Here is a 16674-nt window from a genome sequence, read left to right on the forward strand (position 1 = left end):
GGTAACCCGTTAGAAAAAAAGAAGCTAGATCGGTACCAGGCGCCCGTCTTCCAGGCGCAGCACGCGGTCCATCTGTCGTGCCAGATTCAGGTCGTGGGTGACCACCAGAAACGCCGTACGCAGCGACACGCTGAGCTCGAGCATCAGGTCCTGAATGCCTTGCGCCGTATGATGGTCGAGGTTGCCGGTGGGTTCGTCGAGCATCACCAGGCCTGGCGTGTTCACCAAGGCACGGGCAATCGCCACGCGCTGGCGTTCGCCGCCCGACAGCTCGGCCGGTTTGTGCTGCAGCCGATGGCCAAGCCCCACGCGCTCGAGCAGCGCAGTGGCGCGTTGCTTGGCTTCGGGAATTGCAGTCTTGCCGATCAGCAGCGGCATGCAGACGTTTTCCAGCGCCGTGAATTCCGGCAGCAGGTGGTGGAACTGGTAGACAAAACCCAGCGCGCGATTGCGCAACAGGCCGCGGGCTCGTTCGTTCAACGCCGAAAGCTCTTCACCCGCCAGCCATACGCTACCGCGGCTGGGCGTATCGAGCCCGCCCAGCATGTTGAGCAGGGTGCTTTTGCCCGAACCGGAACTGCCTACGATAGCGACGCGCTCACCGGCGTGCAGCTCCAGTTGCAGGTTGTCCAGCACGACCACGGACTCCGGGCCCTCCTCGTAGGACTTGCCCAGGTTGCGACAGCTCAATACTGCTTGTTCACTCATGCCCGACTCACTCATAACGTAACGCCTCCGCCGGCTGGGTACGCGCAGCGCGCCAGGCCGGATACAGGGTGGCGAGAAAACTCAGGACCAACGCCGCGCCGCAGACCATGAACACATCGTTGGCCATGAGCTGGGACGGCAGGTAATCGATGAAGTAGACATCGGCGTTGAGAAACTTGTGGCCAATGGCCTTTTCCAGCAAGGCAATCGCGGCGCTCACGTTCAACGCGGCGAGAATGCCGACCACGGCGCCGATCAACGTGCCGACCACGCCGATGACCGTGCCCTGGACCATGAAGATGCGCATGATCTGCCCAGGCGTCGAGCCCAGGGTGCGCAGAATGGCGATGTCGCCCTTCTTGTCGTTGACCACCATCACCAGCGTGGAAATGATGTTGAATGCAGCCACGGCGACGATCAGCAGCAACAACAGGCCGATCATGGCTTTTTCCATGCCGATGGCTTGATAGAGGTTGCCGTGGGTACGGGTCCAGTCGCGCGCATAGTAGGTCTGGTCGCCCAGCTGCTTGGCGATCTGCCAGGAAACCCGTGGTGCCTGGAACAGGTCTTCGAACTTCAAGCGCAAGCCTTGCACCTCGCCGGCCTTCCAGCGGTGCAGCTTGCCCAGGTCTTCGAGGTTGGCCAGGCCCAAGTAGCCGTCGAGCTCGCCAGCGCCCACATGGAAAATGCCGGTCACGGTGAAGCGCTTCATGCGCGGAAACATGCCGGCCGGCGTGACCGTGACTTCCGGTGCCACGAAGGTGACCTTGTCGCCCACGCCCACACCCAGCTTGGTCGCGGCCTTGTCGCCGATCATCAGGCCGAATTCCCCAGCCTTGAGGTCGTCGACCTTGCCCTGCTTGACGAACGCATCGATGATCGAGACGTTGTGTTCCTGCGCAGGATCGATGCCATTGAGCAGGATCTTCTGGACCTGCCCGGCATGGGTCAGCAAGCCCTGCATCTGGGTGAACGGCGCGACCGCCGCCACCTGCGGGTTCTGCCGGACCTGCGCAGCCAGGGCTGGCCAGTCGGCGATGGGTTGGCCGGATTCGACGGTGGCGTGGGGCACCATGCCCAGCACGCGGGTACGCATCTCGTGATCGAAGCCGTTCATGACCGACAGCACGACGATCATTACGACCACGCCAAGAGCGAGTCCGATCATCGAGGTCAGGGAGATGAACGACACGAAATGATTGCGTCGCTTGGCACGGGTGTAGCGCGCGCCAATGAAAACGAAAAGAGGTCTGAACATGTCGGGGCTTGTTCGGGTGAAAGAGGAGACGTCCTGCTGGCAGGGCGTGACGAGCAGCTTTACACTCGGACCATCGCCTCTACCCCGGGTTCGTCATGACGACATCAGATGAAGAAGATCGCCGCGAATACTATCGCATCGATGACCGCATCGCACTGGAAATCACCATACTCCCGGTAGGCGAGACGTCAGGTGAAGACATGTTGCAGGATGCGTCGCCGCTGTTCGACCTGCTGGGCGAAATGCACCTGGCCGAGTTCGAAACCCAGCACCTGCTTCGCCAGCTCGGCGAAGCCAACCGCGCCGTGGAAGCCGTGCTCAAGGCGCAGAACAAGCGCATCGATCTGCTGAGCCAGTTGGTTGCGCAGACACTTCTGGAACGCATCGGCGAGCCTCGCCCGGTGGTGCTGTCCGAAGGGGGGCTGGCCTTCTTCCAGCAAGAACCGATGGCCGAGCACACCCGTCTGGCACTGAGGATCGCGCTGATGCCGCAAGGACTTGGCCTGTCGCTCAAGGCGAGCGTGACCAACTGCATCGCGCTGGGCGATGATCAGTTCGAGATCGGCACTCAATTCGTCGACATCAGCGATGCCCAGCGTCAGTTGCTGGCCCGCCACATCCTGCACAGGCAGCAGCTGCAACGCCGTCAGGCGCGCGAGCGGCAGAATGCGGCAACCGATTGACCCCTACACTTTTCTTCAAGGAGCGAACGTGACGCTTATCTATGGCCATCGTGGTGCCAAGGGCGAAGCCCCGGAAAACACCCTTGCAAGCTTCAAGCACTGCCTGGACCACGGCGTGCGCCGATGCGAGCTGGACCTGCATCTGTCCAGGGACGGCGAACTGATGGTCATCCATGACCCGACCCTCAAGCGCACCACTGGGCGTGGCGGCAAGGTCGTCGAGCACGATGCTCAGGCGCTGGTCACCTATGACGCGCGCAAGGGCGGACCGGGCTGGGTATCGCCCTGCCCCATTCCACAACTGGAGGAACTGTTTCAGGAGTGCGCCTTCGATCATTGGCAGCTGGAGGTCAAGAGCGCGTCACGCACCCGCGCGGCCACCACTGTGCTGGCCATCCGCGAACTGGCGCAGCGCATGAACCTGCTGGACAAGGTCACCATCACCTCAAGCTCCCGTGAAGTGCTGCGCGCGGCCCTGGAATTGACTCCCGACGTGGCGCGCGGGCTGGTGGCCGAATATGCCTGGCTCGACCCGATCAAGGTCGCGCAGAGCTATGGTTGCGAAATGCTCGCACTGAACTGGACACTGTGCACCCCCGAGCGCCTGCTCAAGGCACAGCGCCAGGGTTTGCATGTGTCGGTATGGACGGTCAACGAGCCGGCGCTGATGCGCAGGCTCGCCGACTTCGGCGTGGACAGCCTGATCACAGACTTTCCCGGTTTGGCCAGCGCCACCCTCGGGAATCGCTGAAATCGGTCTCCCCGGCCGGCTCAGGCCACCGGCCGGAGCCGCTCAAAAAAGCCGGTTCAGACCATCATAGGCGGCAACCCGGTAGGCCTCGGCCATGGTCGGGTAGTTGAACGTGGTGTTGACGAAATACTTCAGGGTGTTCAGCTCACCGGGCTGGTTCATGATCGCCTGGCCGATGTGGACGATCTCCGAAGCCTGGTCGCCGAAGCAATGCACGCCCAGCACCTGCAGGGTTTCGCGGTGGAACAGGATCTTCAGCATGCCCACCGGCTCGCCGGAGATCTGCGCCCGGGCCATGCCCTTGAAGAACGCCTTGCCCACTTCGTAGGGCACCTTGGCCTGGGTCAGCTCGTGCTCGTTCTTGCCGATCGAGCTGATCTCGGGAATGGTGTAGATACCGGTCGGCACATCGTTGACGAAGCGCCAGCTGCCGTTGTCAACCACGCTGCCAGCCGCCGAACGGCCCTGGTCATGGGCGGCACTGGCCAGGCTTGGCCAGCCGATCACATCGCCTGCGCCGTAGATCGTCGGCACCGAGGTGCGATAGGCCTCGTCGACGCTGATCTGACCGCGGCCGTTGACCTTGATGCCGATGTTTTCCAGCCCCAGGCGGTCGGTGTTGCCGGTGCGGCCGTTACACCAGAGCAAGGCGTCGGCCTTGATCTTCTTGCCGGACTTGAGGTGCAGCACAACGCCGTTTTCCAGGCCCTCGACCTTTTCGTATTCCTCGTTGTGGCGCACCATCACGTTGTTGTTGCTGAAGTGATAGCTCAAGCCCTGGGATATCTCGGCGTCGAGGAAGCTGAGCAGTTGCTCGCGGTTGTCGATCAACTCGACCAGCACGCCCAGGCCGCTGAAGATCGATGCGTACTCGCAACCGATGACGCCGGCGCCGTAGATGATCAGCTTGCGCGGGGTGTGAGTGATGCTCAGCACGGTGTCGCTGTCGTAGATGCGCGAATGGCTGAAATCAATATCGGCCGGACGATAAGGCCGCGATCCGGTGGCGATGATGACGCTCTTGGCGATGAGCTTTTCCTGGGCACCGTTCGGACAGATCACCTCGATCGTCTGCTCGTCGGAGAAGCTGCCGGTGCCGAAGAACACATCGACACGGTTGCGTGCATAGTAACTGGTGCGCGATGCCACCTGCTTGGCGATTACCCGCTCAGCGCTTTTAAGCACGTCCGGGAATGAGAACCAGCGCGGTTCGCCAATGGCGCGAAACATCGGGTTGGTATTGAACTGGATGATCTGCTTGACCGAATGGCGCAGCGCCTTGGAAGGAATGGTACCCAGGTGGGTACAGTTGCCGCCGACCTGGCGCCGACTGTCGACCATGGCCACCTTGCGCCCGGCCTTGGCGGCGTTCATCGCCGCCCCCTCTCCGGCGGGGCCGGAACCCAGCACCACTACGTCGTAGTTGTAGACAGCCATGCGTACTCCTTCAAATCTGGCCGGGCGCCACGGCGGCGCCTGCGGCTGGCGTGCCCTCATCAGGCATCGAAAAACATGCGGTGCATTCTATAGGAAGCCTTGGCACCGCGGATGTTCACCCTTAGTCGGCGCGTAGCCTATTTTCCGTGGCCCGCAACGTCAACGATTGCCTGCGACATTTTGCCACTCAAGCACAGTGGCAGGGCTTGATCTGGTCATACGTCTAGGCAAGTTATGCATTGGATTCCAAGATGCTGGAGGCGGTGGTGGTCGCCAGGGCACTTTCATCGAGCAGTTCGAGCATGGCCGCCAGGTTCGGCGAGCCGGCGCCACGGCGCCAGATCAGCCAGGTGTGCAGCCAGCGAAAATCCTCGGCCAAGGTCCAGACGCTGACGTTGCTGCTGCCCGGCATGCTCTCCAGCATGCTGCGCGGCATCAACGCCAAGCCTGCCCCGGCACTAACGCAAGCGAGCATGCCGTGATAGGACTCCATCTCGAAGATCTTGCCCGGCGCGGCGCCGTCGGCGACGAACCAGTTCTCGAAATGCCGACGGTAGGAGCAATTGGCGCGAAAGGCATAAATGGTTTCGCCATTCACGTCCTGAGGTCGTGACACCGGCGCATGGCTGCGGGCGCTGACCAAGACCATCTCTTCGTCGAACACCACCCGTCCGTCGAGCAATGGATGGCGCAACGGCCCGTCGACGAAGGCTGCAGCCAGACGCCCGCTGAGCACGCTGTCGAGCATGTCGCCCGACGGCCCGGTGGACAGGTCCAGCTCGACCTTGGGATAGCGATGGTGGTAGGCCGCCAGCAACGGCGGAATGCGCACTGCGGCCGTGCTTTCCAGCGAACCCAGCGCGAACGAACCCTGCGGCTCGGTACCGGACACCGCCTGGCGCGCCTCTTCGACCAGGTCGAGGATGCGCCGGGTGTAATCCAGAAAGCTCCAGCCATTGGGCGATAAGCGCAAACGCAGCTTCTCGCGGATGAACAGATCCACACCCAACTCGCTTTCCAGTTGCTTGATCCGCGTGGTCAGATTGGACGGCACGCGATGCACCCGTTGCGCCGCAGCGGCGATGCTGCCCTCCTCGGCCACCGCACGAAACAGCTCGAGCTGGGTAAGATCCATACATTCTCCTGGCGAGATGGTTTCGCTTATTATTATTCACTTTTAATGAATTAACCATCCCCGTACCGTGGCTGCATATTCCTTCGACAGGTGAACGCCATGACTCACGCCATCTCCATGAACCCCGCCACCGGCGCCGAGCTGCAGCGCTATCCCTTCGACAACGAAGCCCAGCTCGAGCACACCCTGGCTGGCAGTTTTGCGGCTTTCGAGCAATGGCGCTACGTTGCGCTCGATGAACGTGCCGCCGTCATCGAACGCATGGGCGACGTCCTGCGCCAGATGAGCGAACCCCTTGCACAGATGATCACCCAGGAAATGGGCAAGCCCATCACCCAGGCCCGTGCCGAGGTCGAGAAATGCGCCGGCCTGTGCCATTGGTACGCCGAACACGGCCCGGCGATGCTGACGGCCGAAGCCACACAAGTGCCTGGGCAGAAGGCACGCATCGAATACCGTCCGCTGGGGCCGGTGCTGGCGGTGATGCCGTGGAATTTCCCCCTCTGGCAAGTCCTGCGCGGCGCCATTCCCGTACTGTTGGCGGGCAATGGCTATCTGCTCAAGCACGCGCCGAACGTCATGGGCAGCGCCACCCTGCTGCGTGAGGCGTTCGACCAGGCAGGGCTGCCCCAGGGCCTGTTCGGTGTACTCAACGTCGAGCCAGCCGGCGTATCCCGGGCCATCGCCGATCCGCGTGTGGCAGCCGTCACCGTAACCGGCAGTGTCGGCGCAGGCTCGGCCATCGCCGCTCAAGCGGGCGCTGCGTTGAAGAAATGCGTACTGGAGCTGGGCGGTTGCGATCCGTTCATCGTGCTGGCCGATGCCGATCTGGACGAAGCCGTCAATGCAGCCCTGCTCGGTCGTTTCCAGAACACTGGCCAGGTCTGCGCTGCGGCCAAGCGGTTGATCGTGGAGTCCAGCATTCTGCCGGCGTTTACCGAACGCTTCCTGGCTGCCACCCGTGCGCTGAAGGTCGGCGATCCGCAGCTCGACGACACCTACATCGGCCCCATGGCGCGTTACGACCTGCGCGACGAGCTCGATGGCCAGGTCCAGGCCTCCCTCGAGCAAGGTGCCGAACTGCTGCTGGGCGGGCACAAGCTGGAGGGCGATGGCAATTTCTACGCACCGACGGTGCTTGGCAACGTGCAGCCCGGCATGACCGCCTTCGATCAGGAACTGTTCGGTCCCGTGGCGTCCATCATCGAGGCGCGCGACGCGCAGCACGCGCTGGCACTGGCCAACGACAGTGAGTTCGGGCTGTCGGCAACGGTGTGGACGGCCGATACGGCAATGATCGAATACTTCACGCAACGTCTGGAAACCGGTGCCATCTTCATCAACGGCTACGGTGCGTCGGATGCCCGTGTGGGCTTCGGTGGCATCAAGAAGAGCGGCTTCGGACGCGAGCTTTCACACTTCGGTGTGCGCGAGTTCTGCAACGCCCAGACGGTCTGGCTCGATCGCCGCTGAGCTGTTCAGGCAGCGGGGTTGTGCGGCATAGTCATGCACTGCATCGTCTATCCACGCGCCGAGGCCCCATGACCCGCACCGTCCTCAAGCAGTTTCCCGCGCAGCGCGACGACATCGGTGACCTGATCACTCGTCGCCCGCTGCCGGGCCCTGGGATCGAGCAACTCGATCCCTTCCTGTTTCTCAATCATCACGGCCCGCAGACCTATCCGCGCAACAATCAAGGGCTGCCATTCGGCCCCCATCCCCATCGCGGCTTCGAAACCGTCACGTTTATCCTGCAAGGCGAGCTGTCGCATCTGGACAGTGGCGGCCACGAGAGCATCATCGGTGCCGGTGGCGTGCAATGGATGACTGCAGGTTCCGGCCTGGTCCATGCCGAGCTTTCGCCGCAGTCGTTCAAGCGAGAGGGCGGCCCGCTGGAGATCCTTCAGTTGTGGGTCAACCTGCCTGCACGCCTGAAGATGACTAAACCGGCCTATGTCGGCCTGCAAGGCGCGGACATCCCCACGATCACCGAACCGCTGGCCGAAGTCCGCCTGATTTCCGGTGACTATGTTTCCAGTGCACAGCGTTCTGAGCGCGGGCCGATCGACTCGTTGACGGGTTTGTGTTTGATGACCGTGCACCTGCAACCTGGCGCCCGGCTCTCGCTGCCAGCGCCGGTGGGCCATAACGTCTTTCTGTATGTGGTTGACGGCCAAGCCAGCATCGCGGGTAACGCGCTGCGGTGCCATCACTTGGTCAAACTCAGCGACACGCACGACAGCGTAACCGTCAAGGCCACTGGCTCCGCCACACTGCTCTACGGCCACGGCGCACCGCTGGGCGAGCCAGTGGCCAGTTACGGACCCTTCGTGATGAACACCCGCGAAGAGATCCAGCAGGCGTTCGCCGATTATCAGGCCGGCAAGTTCGGTCACATTCAGGGCTGAGTTCATAGCAGTTGACTGGAGCAAAACCTCAGGAACACGCCATACTCTGCATGAAGTCGACCCGATAACCATAAAAAACGGACTCATTCATGCAGAACAGCCTCAGCCCGATCGATCGGCGCATCCTGCGCCTGCTCCAGCACGACGCCGACCTCTCGGCGGCCCAGGTCGCCGAACGCGTGGAGTTGTCCCAATCGCCGTGCTGGCGGCGCATCCACCGCATGCAGGAAGAAGGACTGATCGAACGCAAGGTCGCCCTGCTCAACCCGAAAAAGCTCGGCCTGAGCATGACCATCTTCGTCAGCATCAAGCTCTCGGGACACGGCAGGCGGCACTTGACCGAATTCGAGGAAGCCATCATTGGCTACCCACAAGTGCTGGAGTGCTACACGATGGCGGGCGGCATGGACTTCATGCTCAAGGTCGTAGCCAAGGACATCGCCAGCTACGAGCGGTTTCTACGCGATCACTTGTTGCAGAAGCCTCATGTACAGGAAGCCTATTCGAACATCGCCATGAGCGAAGTCAAGCGCACGACCGAGCTGCCACTGGAGTGAGGGCTGGAGAGAGAAAGAAGAAAACGCAGACAAATCATTTGACATGCAAATGATAACGATTATTATTGAGCTCAACCGGTCGAGAGATCGGTTGGATAATCCGAAGGGCCTTAGGTCGGACCTTCAGATTATCTCCTCATCAGGCTAATCACGGTTTTTGACCCGGCTTTTTGCCGGGTCTTTTTTTTGGCTCTTCAGGCTAATGAAGAGTGTTGCACGCCGTCGGTTTTGAACATCGCCGACTTGAAGGCGCCACTGCAAAGATGGCGCGCATGATATCAAAAGAACATCGGAAAACGGAAGTCCGAACTCGCCCGCTCTCTACAGATGACCAGGATTCGCGCAAAAGGAGGTGTCGCCATGACCCCACTGCTCACACCCTCTCATGATCTGTTGGACCTCATTCACGGTCAGCCCCACTGCCAGCGTCTGTATCGACGGTTGCGCGGCCTGCCGCGCCGTACGCAGCAAGTGCTGCTCTACAGCCGGCTCGACGAACTTTCCTACCCGGCCATCGCTCAGCGGCTGCACATGACCGTGGGCGATGTCGAGCACCGGATGCAGGGCGCGATGCGCGCCTGCTGCAAGCCGCTACGGCCAGGCCAGAGCCTGGCCATCCACTGGTACGTCAAACTACAAAACCCCGCCACTACGGCCAGCGAGCGCATCGACTTTCGCCGTTGGCTCGACAGCGACAGCGCGCACCTGGCCGCCTTTCATGCCACCGAGTTGCAATGGCGCCAATTGCTCGCCCCAGCCACGCTGTTGGGTCACGACCGCTGGCATCACAAGGGCCGGCAAGGGTTGGGTCTGCGCGGCTGGATCACGGCGGGCCTGGCCATAGGGCTGGCCCTGGAGCTGATCAGTCAGAGCTTGTGACCCTACTGGAACAAACCAAGCTGGCCGCCGATCAGCGTGTTGAAATCATCGTTGACGAACGGCAGGATCGCATCGGCGATGGGCTGCAGCTGCCGAGTCAGGTAATGGTCATAGTCGATGGGTGAATGGCGCGCTTCCAAAGGCTCAGGCCCTGCCACCGTCATCACGTAGCTGATCCAGCCACCGCGTTGATACTGCAACGGCCGCCCGGTCGAGCGGTTGTGTTCATCGGCAATGCGCGCCGCTCGGACGTGAGGAGGAACGTTGCGCTCATAGTCGTGCAAGGGCCGACGCAGTCGCTTGCGGTAGACCAGCAGCCTGTCCAACTCGCCCGCCAGGGTTCGCTCGACGTAGTCACGCACATACGCCTGATAGCCCTGATGCCGGAAAATTTTCGAGTACAGCGCCTGCTGGAACTCGCGCGCCAGCGGCGACCAGTCGGTACGCACGCTCTCCAGACCCTTGTAGATCATCTCGTCCTGGCCATCGGCACGCCTGACCAAACCGGCGTAGCGCTTCTTGCTGCCCTCTTCCGCGCCGCGAATGGTCGGCATCAGGAAGCGCCGGAAGTGGCTCTCGAACTGCAGTTCCAGGGCGCTGCTCAATCCATATTCCTCTTGCAGATGCCGACGCCACCACAGATTGACCTCGGCGACCAGGTCCTGGCCGATACGCGTCGCTTCGCCCTCGTCGTGCGCGCCGCCCAGCCAGACGAACGTGGAATCGGTGTCGCCGTAGATCACCTGATAGCCACGCGCCTCGATCAACTCGCGGGTACGGCCCATGATCTCGTGGCCGCGCAGGGTGATCGACGAAGCCAGTCGCGTGTCGAAAAAGCGGCAACCGCTGGAACCCAGCACGCCGTAGAACGCATTCATGATGATCTTCAACGCCTGCGACAACGGCGCGTTGCCCTGCGCCTTGGCCGCTTCGCGCCCTTCCCAGACACTGGAGACGATCGCCGGCAGGCAATGTTTGCCGCGTGAAAAGCGCCCGCCGCGAAAGCCTGGCACCGAGTGCTCATCGTCGGGGTTGGCCAAGCCTTCGGCCAGACCTACCGGGTCAATCAGGAAAGTGCGGATGATCGACGGATACAGGCTCTTGTAATCCAGCACCAGCACCGACTCGTACAGCCCCGGTCGCGACTCCATGACGAAGCCGCCCGGGCTGGCCTCTGGCGGACGTCGACCAACGTTGGGCGCAACGAACCCCTGGCGGTGCATTGCCGGCAGATACAGGTGGGTAAAAGCCGCGATCGAGCCGCCGCTGCGGTCGGCCGGCAAACCGGTGACGCTGGCGCGCTCCAGCAGAAAAGCGAGTAACTGCGTTTTGGCGAAGATCCGCGTAACCAGTACGCAATCCTTGATGTTGTAGCGCGCCAGTGCCGGCTTGTCCTCGGCGAACATGCGGTTGATCTCGTCCATGCGCTGGTACGGGGTGGAAATGTCCTTGCCCTCGCCCAGCAATGTCTGGGAGACGTTCTCGAGGCTGAACGAAGGAAAATTCCAGGTTGCGGACCGTAATGCCTCGACGCCGTCGATGATCAATCGACCGGGCGCGCCGGCAAAATAGTGGTCGCTGCCGCTGCCGTGCTCGCGCCAGGTCATCTCGGCACCGCCACGGCCCAGCAGCAAGGGTACGTTCAGGCGCCTGGCGTGTTCGTGCAGGACACGCAAGTCGAACTGCACGACATTCCAGCCAATGATCACGTCCGGGTCGTATTCGGCGAACCAGGTATTCAAGCTTTGCAGCAGCTCTACCCGGCTTTGGCGGTAATGCAGGGCAAAGTCCATTTCGCGAGTATCGCCATTGGGCGGGCCCAGCATGAACACGTCGCGCTGTCCGCAGCCCTCGATGCCGATGCAGTACAGCTCGCCCTGGGCGGTGGTTTCGATATCCAGCGATGCCAGCCGCAACTGTGGACGGTAGCCCGGCGTCGGTTTGAGCTTGACCTCATGGTATTGGCCATCGGCCTGCAACTGGCCGTCGAAGGCTACGCCGGCGGTGATGAAGCGTTCCATCAGGTAGCGTTCATGGGGACGAATGTCGGCCTCGAACACTTCTATCCCAGCCTGCCTGAGCACCGTTTCGATACGCTGTAACTGGCCGTACTGCCGACAGTACAGGCCGGACACCGGACGCTGGTCGAAATCGCGCAGGGCCAACGGCTTGAGCTCCACGCCTGCCTCGCCTTCAAGGAGGCGTTGCGCCTGCTCGTGGTGCTGCGTGGGCAGGAACGCGACCGAGGTCTGCAGGGGAAGACGCACATGGCGCGGCCCGGCATCGGTTGCCAGCCACAGCTCGACCTGGGTGCCTTCGGCGGTATCGCGCCAATGTCGCGTCAGGATGAAGCCCTGTTGTTGGGTCACGGCGGCAGGCCTTTGGCGGAGGAAGGTAGCCGCAGCAACAGCCCGCGCGGCTCATATGAGGCAACATCATAAACTGTACATCCATACACATAAAGCTTGCCTGTGTCGGTACGTCTGGCATGCTACGGCTCTGCACCGCTTTCCCGTCAGGTACTTATGCAGCTGTTTCTCTGTGAAAAACCCTCCCAGGCAAAAGACATCGCCAAGGTCCTGGGGGCCACGCGCCGTGGCGATGGCTGCTGGATCGGCAACGCCGTGACGGTTACCTGGTGCATCGGCCATCTGCTCGAAACCGCACCGCCCGACGCCTACGACGCACGCTACAAGCGCTGGGTGCTCACAGACCTGCCGATCATCCCGCAGCAATGGAAGATGCAGGTCAAGCGCAAGACGGCCAGCCAGTTCAAGGCGGTCAAGCGCTTGCTGGGTGAAGCTCGCGAGCTGGTCATCGCGACGGACGCGGACCGCGAAGGCGAAATGATCGCCCGCGAGCTCGTCGATCACTGTCGCTACCGTGGCCCGGTGCAGCGCCTGTGGCTCTCGGCCCTGGACGACGCGTCGATCCGCAAGGCGCTGGGCGCGCTCAAGCCGGGGGCCGAGACATCCTCTCTTTATCACAGCGCACTGGGCCGCTCGCGGGCCGACTGGCTGATCGGCATGAACATGAGCCGGCTGTTCACCCTGCTCGGGCGCCAGGCTGGCTACCAGGGCGTGCTGCCTGTGGGGCGAGTGCAGACCCCGACCCTGCGCCTGGTGGTGGACCGCGATCGCAGCATCGCCGACTTCGTCCCCGCTGCCTATTGGGCCATCGACGTGCAACTGCTCGGCGACCACACCGAATTCACGGCGCAATGGCTACCGCCAGCGGACAGCTGCGACGACCAGGGGCGCTGCCTGAACCAGGCTCTGGCGCAACAGGCCGCTGCAGCGATGAAGCAGGCAAACCAGGCGACGCTGACCAAGCTGCGCACCGAACGCATGAAAGAGGCCGCTCCCCTGCCCTTCGATCTGGGTACGTTGCAGGAGGTCTGCTCGAAGAAGCTCGGGCTCGGCGCCCAGGAAACCCTGGACGTGGCCCAGGCGCTGTACGAAACCCACAAGGTCATCACCTACCCTCGTAGTGACTGCGGCTATCTGCCGCTCAGCCAGCACGGTGATGCCAAGGCCATCATCGCCGCCTTGGGCCGCGCCGATGCCGGACTCGCGCCTTTGCTTCCTCACCTGGACGCGCAGCGCCGCTCGCGCGCCTGGAACGACGCCAAGGTCGGGGCCCACCACGGCATCATCCCGACCGCTGTCGCCGCGACCCCCGACAAACTGCAAGGCAAGTACCGTGCGGTCTACAGCCTGATTCGTGCCCGCTACCTGGCGCAGTTCCTGCCCAATCACGAATACGACCGCACCCAGGCCGACTTCGACTGCGCTGGCCACGCATTGCGTGCGGTGGGCAAACAAGTGGTCGAGCCCGGCTGGAAACGCGCCATCCCGCAGGCGCTCGGTACAACCAAAGGTCGCGAAGCGCCCGCCCCGCAGCCGTTGCCGCAGCTCATCCAGGGCCAGACCTGCGCAGTGCGCGACGTAAAACTCAAGGACCTGTGGTCCCAGCCGCCCAAACCCTTCACCGAAGGCGACCTGATCAAGGCAATGAAAAACGTCGCCAAGCTGGTCGAAGATCCGCGCCTGAAGCAGAAACTCAAGGACACCACCGGAATCGGCACCGAGGCCACCCGTGCCGGAATCATTCAGGGCCTTCTGGACCGCGGCTACCTGACCAAACAGGGCAAGGCTCTGGCCGCCGCACCGGCTGCCTTCAGCCTGATCGACGCGGTACCTCGGGCCATTGCCGACCCAGGCACCACCGCCATCTGGGAGCAGGCGCTGGACATGGTGCAGAGCGGTGAGATGTCGCTGGAGACTTTCGTCGCCAAGCAATCGGCGTGGATGAGCAAGCTGGTGGAGCGCTGCGCTGGCTTGCGCATGGTCATCAGCGGCCCGGCGCCCAAAGGCTCCACACCATGGAAAAACAAGCGCAAACGCAAATCGTCCAAGGCGGCCTGACCTGCAACCCGTCGCCTAACATCACTCTGTGCACAGCTTGTTTTGTGAAATAACCCAACTACCGGTACGCTGCCCCGATCATTTTCTGCCAGGCATTGCCCTTGATCGTGCTGCATGACATCGCTGTATCCAGCGACTTCGACCCCACCATCAGCTGTGACCGCTGCGCCGCCAAATGCTGCCGGCTGGAAGTCATGCTGATCACCGACACAGGTGTGCCGGAGCGTTTCATCGAAGTGGATGAGTGGGGTTCGGAAACCATGTCGCGCCTCGATGACGGCTGGTGCGCAGCACTGGACCGACGCTCCATGAGTTGCAGCATCTACCTGAACCGACCGTTGATCTGCCGTGAGTTCGACATGGGCGGCCCGGACTGCCAGGAAGAACGACTGCGCCCTTGATAGGCCGGTTTACGCCTCAGATCACCTTGACCGCACGACCGATGAACTGAATGGGCCCCGTCGGCCTGCCTGTCGTCGACCCTGACTTGGGCTCGAGCGTCAGCTCGAACAGCTGGTTGTTTTCCAGCGGTGGCAGCTTGTCCAGGGGCACATGCACGCTCTGCCCCGGCTCCACCAGTCCCAGCGAGACGGGTCCCTGCCAGCTGTCGGCCTTGGTCCAGAACTGCAGGGCCCTGTCTGCCGGCACCGTGGCATCGTTCAGAGGAATGAGCTGCACTTCCTTCGAGTCGCTGGCTTGCACGACCCAACCCGGTGCCTTGTCTTGCGGCGCGATGAGCACCACCACATAGGCCGGTCCCGGCACCGGCGCGCGGACATTGAACAGCAACCCGCCGAGCACCAGGCTTGCCGCGAGTCCGGCGCCTGCCAGGCCACGCCAGACACCCAGACGATTCCACCAGATCGGTGTCGGCTGCGCCCCTGCGCTGTCCAGGCTGCGCTGAATGCGAGGCCACAACGTCGCAGGCGTCGGCACTGGCGTGATGCGTTCAGCCAACGGCAGCAGGCGCGCTTCCCAGGCATCGACGGCCGTGCGCAACTCCAGGTCCACAGGCAAGCGTCGCTCGACCTCTGCCCGTCGTTCTGCATCAAGGGTGCCCAGCACGTACTCGCTGGCCAGTTCTTCAGTATTCATGGGCTCTACCTGCTCACTTCGTTCGCTCATCCCATGCACTCGCGCAGCGCAGCCAGGCTGCGCTTGATCCAGGCCTTCACCGTGCCGAGCGGGGTCTGCAGGCGCTGGGCAATTTCAGCATGTGAATAGCCGTCCAGATAGGCGTGGTACAGGCACTGCCTTCGCTGCGGATCGAGCTGTTCCAGGCATCCGTCGATCCGCGCGCCGCCCAACGCAACCTCCGAGGGCTCGTCGGTCGTCAAAGACGCCAGATCTTCATCGCTCAAGGCTCGCAAGCGGGTGTGGCTGCGAATATGGTCAAGGGCAAGGTGCCGGGTGATGGTGAACATCCACCCACGCGCCGAACCGCGCCTGGCGTCGAAACTGGCAGCTTGAGTCCAGATCCGCACGAATGCGTCGTGGACGATGTCCTCCGCCAGCGCCCGGTCGCCGACAATGCGCAGGGCCACGCCCAACAGACGCCCGCCTTCACGCTCATACAAGCCATGCAGTGCCCGCCGATCGCCAGCGGCGCAGCCGTGCAAGGCCACTTCATAATCGAATGGATTTTCCGGCAAGGACAAGAAAGACCGCCATGGCAAGTGGAAGAATAAAGCTCGCTGGGAGTGTAGACCAGACGCGCGGACTTGCCGTTCCGCGCGCCAGCGCTACGCAACTTTCACGTGGCGAAGCAACGTTACTTGGCAGACCAGAAAATGTAGTCGGCCTGGTATTTGACCGTTTCTTTCTGGCCCTTCTGCGCGGTGGTGCAGGCGCTGGTAGGGGCAACGCCACCCTTGAGCGCGGTGCGCTGGATGTACGTCACACCCTGCATGGCGCCCTTGCCTTCGGCAGGGTTGGCCTTGACCAATTGGTACGGCAGATTGCCGTCGCCTGCAGGTGCAACGGCGACCTGGGTGCCAGTCACCTTGGAACCGTCTGCCGCCTGCCACGTGGCGGGCGGGCCGAAATAAGTCCCTACCTGCTTGCCGGAGCGATCGTTCAGAACGGCTTTGGGCCCCACGAATGCCCACTCGGTCTGACCTGCGGCATTGGCCTTGTCGCGGCATTCGTAGGTGATGTCGCCCATGCCGACGGTTTCCATTGCGACCTTGTTGCCTGCCGGCACCTGAACCGGTGCAGGCAGATCCATTTGCGCGTGGGCAGTGGTCGCCAGGGCGAAAGTGGCGGCAAAAACAACGTTGGCCAAGCAGAAACGGTGTGTGCTGTTCATCTCGTAAGCTCCATAAGAGTGATCGAACCGGCAGCGCCTTGTGTAGCTGCTGTAGGTACTACGCATCTGCCGGGCATTTGGATGCACTGCAAAAAAAAGAATTTTCCTATGGCGTCCATTCAC

Annotated in this window: 16 protein-coding genes; 8 read left to right on the plus strand and 8 right to left on the minus strand. The window is 62.4% G+C overall.

Translation table 11 applies throughout. The annotated features are described in order from the left end of the window. Nucleotides 1-24 precede the first annotated feature (24 nt). Together lolD and LT40_RS12095 are read right to left on the minus strand one after the other, a co-directional pair. Complete coding sequence (gene lolD / locus LT40_RS12090) at nt 25-708, minus strand: lipoprotein-releasing ABC transporter ATP-binding protein LolD (RefSeq protein WP_193385562.1); 684 nt, start codon at nt 706-708, stop codon at nt 25-27. A 7-nt stretch (nt 709-715) separates the two neighbouring features. After that, nucleotides 716-1966 carry a lipoprotein-releasing ABC transporter permease subunit gene (locus tag LT40_RS12095; RefSeq protein ID WP_043190391.1) on the minus strand — a complete coding sequence of 417 codons (1251 nt, stop codon included), beginning with the start codon at nt 1964-1966 and terminating at the stop codon, nt 716-718. Nucleotides 1967-2061: 95 nt separating this feature from the next. Between LT40_RS12095 and LT40_RS12100 the strand changes: the two genes are divergently transcribed. Further along, complete coding sequence (locus tag LT40_RS12100) at nt 2062-2649, plus strand: PilZ domain-containing protein (RefSeq protein ID WP_043190393.1); 588 nt, start codon at nt 2062-2064, stop codon at nt 2647-2649. 28 nt (nt 2650-2677) lie between these two features. Next, nucleotides 2678-3400, plus strand: coding sequence for a glycerophosphodiester phosphodiesterase (locus LT40_RS12105; protein ID WP_043190395.1), 723 nt, complete (start codon nt 2678-2680; stop codon nt 3398-3400). A 42-nt stretch (nt 3401-3442) separates the two neighbouring features. On the opposite strand, the gene sthA is transcribed toward LT40_RS12105, so the two are convergent. Both sthA and ptrR read right to left on the minus strand, forming a co-directional pair. Further along, a complete protein-coding gene (sthA, locus tag LT40_RS12110) occupies nt 3443-4837 on the minus strand; it encodes a Si-specific NAD(P)(+) transhydrogenase (RefSeq protein WP_043190397.1) in 1395 nt (464 codons plus the stop codon). Between the two features lie 232 nt (nt 4838-5069). Then, nucleotides 5070-5972 (minus strand): putrescine utilization regulator PtrR, encoded by a 903-nt coding sequence (gene ptrR / locus LT40_RS12115; protein WP_043190399.1) that lies wholly within the window; start codon nt 5970-5972, stop codon nt 5070-5072. 99 nt (nt 5973-6071) lie between these two features. On the opposite strand from ptrR, the gene LT40_RS12120 reads away from it, so the two are divergent. From LT40_RS12120 to LT40_RS12135, 4 genes are all read left to right on the plus strand, one after another. Beyond that, the gene (locus LT40_RS12120) at nt 6072-7445 is read left to right on the plus strand and encodes an aldehyde dehydrogenase family protein (RefSeq protein ID WP_043190401.1); all 1374 of its coding nucleotides are present in this window, start codon (nt 6072-6074) and stop codon (nt 7443-7445) included. 68 nt (nt 7446-7513) lie between these two features. Beyond that, a complete protein-coding gene (locus LT40_RS12125) occupies nt 7514-8380 on the plus strand; it encodes a pirin family protein (protein WP_043190404.1) in 867 nt (288 codons plus the stop codon). A gap of 89 nt (nt 8381-8469) precedes the next feature. Then, on the plus strand, nt 8470-8937 hold the full coding sequence (locus LT40_RS12130; RefSeq protein WP_043190405.1) for an Lrp/AsnC family transcriptional regulator: 468 nt from the start codon (nt 8470-8472) through the stop codon (nt 8935-8937). A 360-nt stretch (nt 8938-9297) separates the two neighbouring features. Then, entirely contained in the window at nt 9298-9816 is a 519-nt protein-coding gene (locus tag LT40_RS12135) for a sigma factor-like helix-turn-helix DNA-binding protein (protein WP_043190407.1), read from the plus strand. Nucleotides 9817-9818: 2 nt separating this feature from the next. Here LT40_RS12135 and LT40_RS12140 read toward each other — a convergent pair whose 3' ends face one another. Continuing rightward, entirely contained in the window at nt 9819-12185 is a 2367-nt protein-coding gene (locus LT40_RS12140; protein ID WP_043190409.1) for a DNA polymerase II, read from the minus strand. Nucleotides 12186-12341: 156 nt separating this feature from the next. On the opposite strand from LT40_RS12140, the gene LT40_RS12145 reads away from it, so the two are divergent. Next, complete coding sequence (locus LT40_RS12145) at nt 12342-14243, plus strand: DNA topoisomerase III (RefSeq protein ID WP_043190411.1); 1902 nt, start codon at nt 12342-12344, stop codon at nt 14241-14243. 110 nt (nt 14244-14353) lie between these two features. Next, nucleotides 14354-14644 (plus strand): YkgJ family cysteine cluster protein, encoded by a 291-nt coding sequence (locus LT40_RS12150; RefSeq protein WP_148308616.1) that lies wholly within the window; start codon nt 14354-14356, stop codon nt 14642-14644. Nucleotides 14645-14660: 16 nt separating this feature from the next. Here the strand turns inward: LT40_RS12150 and LT40_RS12155 are convergent, their stop codons facing one another. From LT40_RS12155 to LT40_RS12165, 3 genes are all read right to left on the minus strand, one after another. Next, complete coding sequence (locus tag LT40_RS12155) at nt 14661-15338, minus strand: anti-sigma factor (protein ID WP_148308557.1); 678 nt, start codon at nt 15336-15338, stop codon at nt 14661-14663. Between the two features lie 26 nt (nt 15339-15364). Then, complete coding sequence (locus tag LT40_RS12160) at nt 15365-15901, minus strand: sigma-70 family RNA polymerase sigma factor (RefSeq protein ID WP_043190418.1); 537 nt, start codon at nt 15899-15901, stop codon at nt 15365-15367. Between the two features lie 113 nt (nt 15902-16014). After that, nucleotides 16015-16551 (minus strand): DUF3455 domain-containing protein, encoded by a 537-nt coding sequence (locus tag LT40_RS12165; RefSeq protein WP_043190421.1) that lies wholly within the window; start codon nt 16549-16551, stop codon nt 16015-16017. Nucleotides 16552-16674: the final 123 nt, after the last annotated feature.

The organism is Pseudomonas rhizosphaerae (assembly GCF_000761155.1).
GTDB classification, from domain to species: Bacteria; Pseudomonadota; Gammaproteobacteria; order Pseudomonadales; family Pseudomonadaceae; genus Aquipseudomonas; species Aquipseudomonas rhizosphaerae.

Coding starts and splice junctions, on each gene's coding strand:
- lolD (WP_193385562.1), bottom strand. CDS start 708: ATGAGTGAACAAGCAGTATTGAGCTGTCGCAACCTGGGCAAGTCCTAC.
- LT40_RS12095 (WP_043190391.1), bottom strand. CDS start 1,966: ATGTTCAGACCTCTTTTCGTTTTCATTGGCGCGCGCTACACCCGTGCC.
- LT40_RS12100 (WP_043190393.1), top strand. CDS start 2,062: ATGACGACATCAGATGAAGAAGATCGCCGCGAATACTATCGCATCGAT.
- sthA (WP_043190397.1), bottom strand. CDS start 4,837: ATGGCTGTCTACAACTACGACGTAGTGGTGCTGGGTTCCGGCCCCGCC.
- ptrR (WP_043190399.1), bottom strand. CDS start 5,972: ATGGATCTTACCCAGCTCGAGCTGTTTCGTGCGGTGGCCGAGGAGGGC.
- LT40_RS12120 (WP_043190401.1), top strand. CDS start 6,072: ATGACTCACGCCATCTCCATGAACCCCGCCACCGGCGCCGAGCTGCAG.
- LT40_RS12125 (WP_043190404.1), top strand. CDS start 7,514: ATGACCCGCACCGTCCTCAAGCAGTTTCCCGCGCAGCGCGACGACATC.
- LT40_RS12130 (WP_043190405.1), top strand. CDS start 8,470: ATGCAGAACAGCCTCAGCCCGATCGATCGGCGCATCCTGCGCCTGCTC.
- LT40_RS12135 (WP_043190407.1), top strand. CDS start 9,298: ATGACCCCACTGCTCACACCCTCTCATGATCTGTTGGACCTCATTCAC.
- LT40_RS12145 (WP_043190411.1), top strand. CDS start 12,342: ATGCAGCTGTTTCTCTGTGAAAAACCCTCCCAGGCAAAAGACATCGCC.
- LT40_RS12155 (WP_148308557.1), bottom strand. CDS start 15,338: ATGAATACTGAAGAACTGGCCAGCGAGTACGTGCTGGGCACCCTTGAT.
- LT40_RS12165 (WP_043190421.1), bottom strand. CDS start 16,551: ATGAACAGCACACACCGTTTCTGCTTGGCCAACGTTGTTTTTGCCGCC.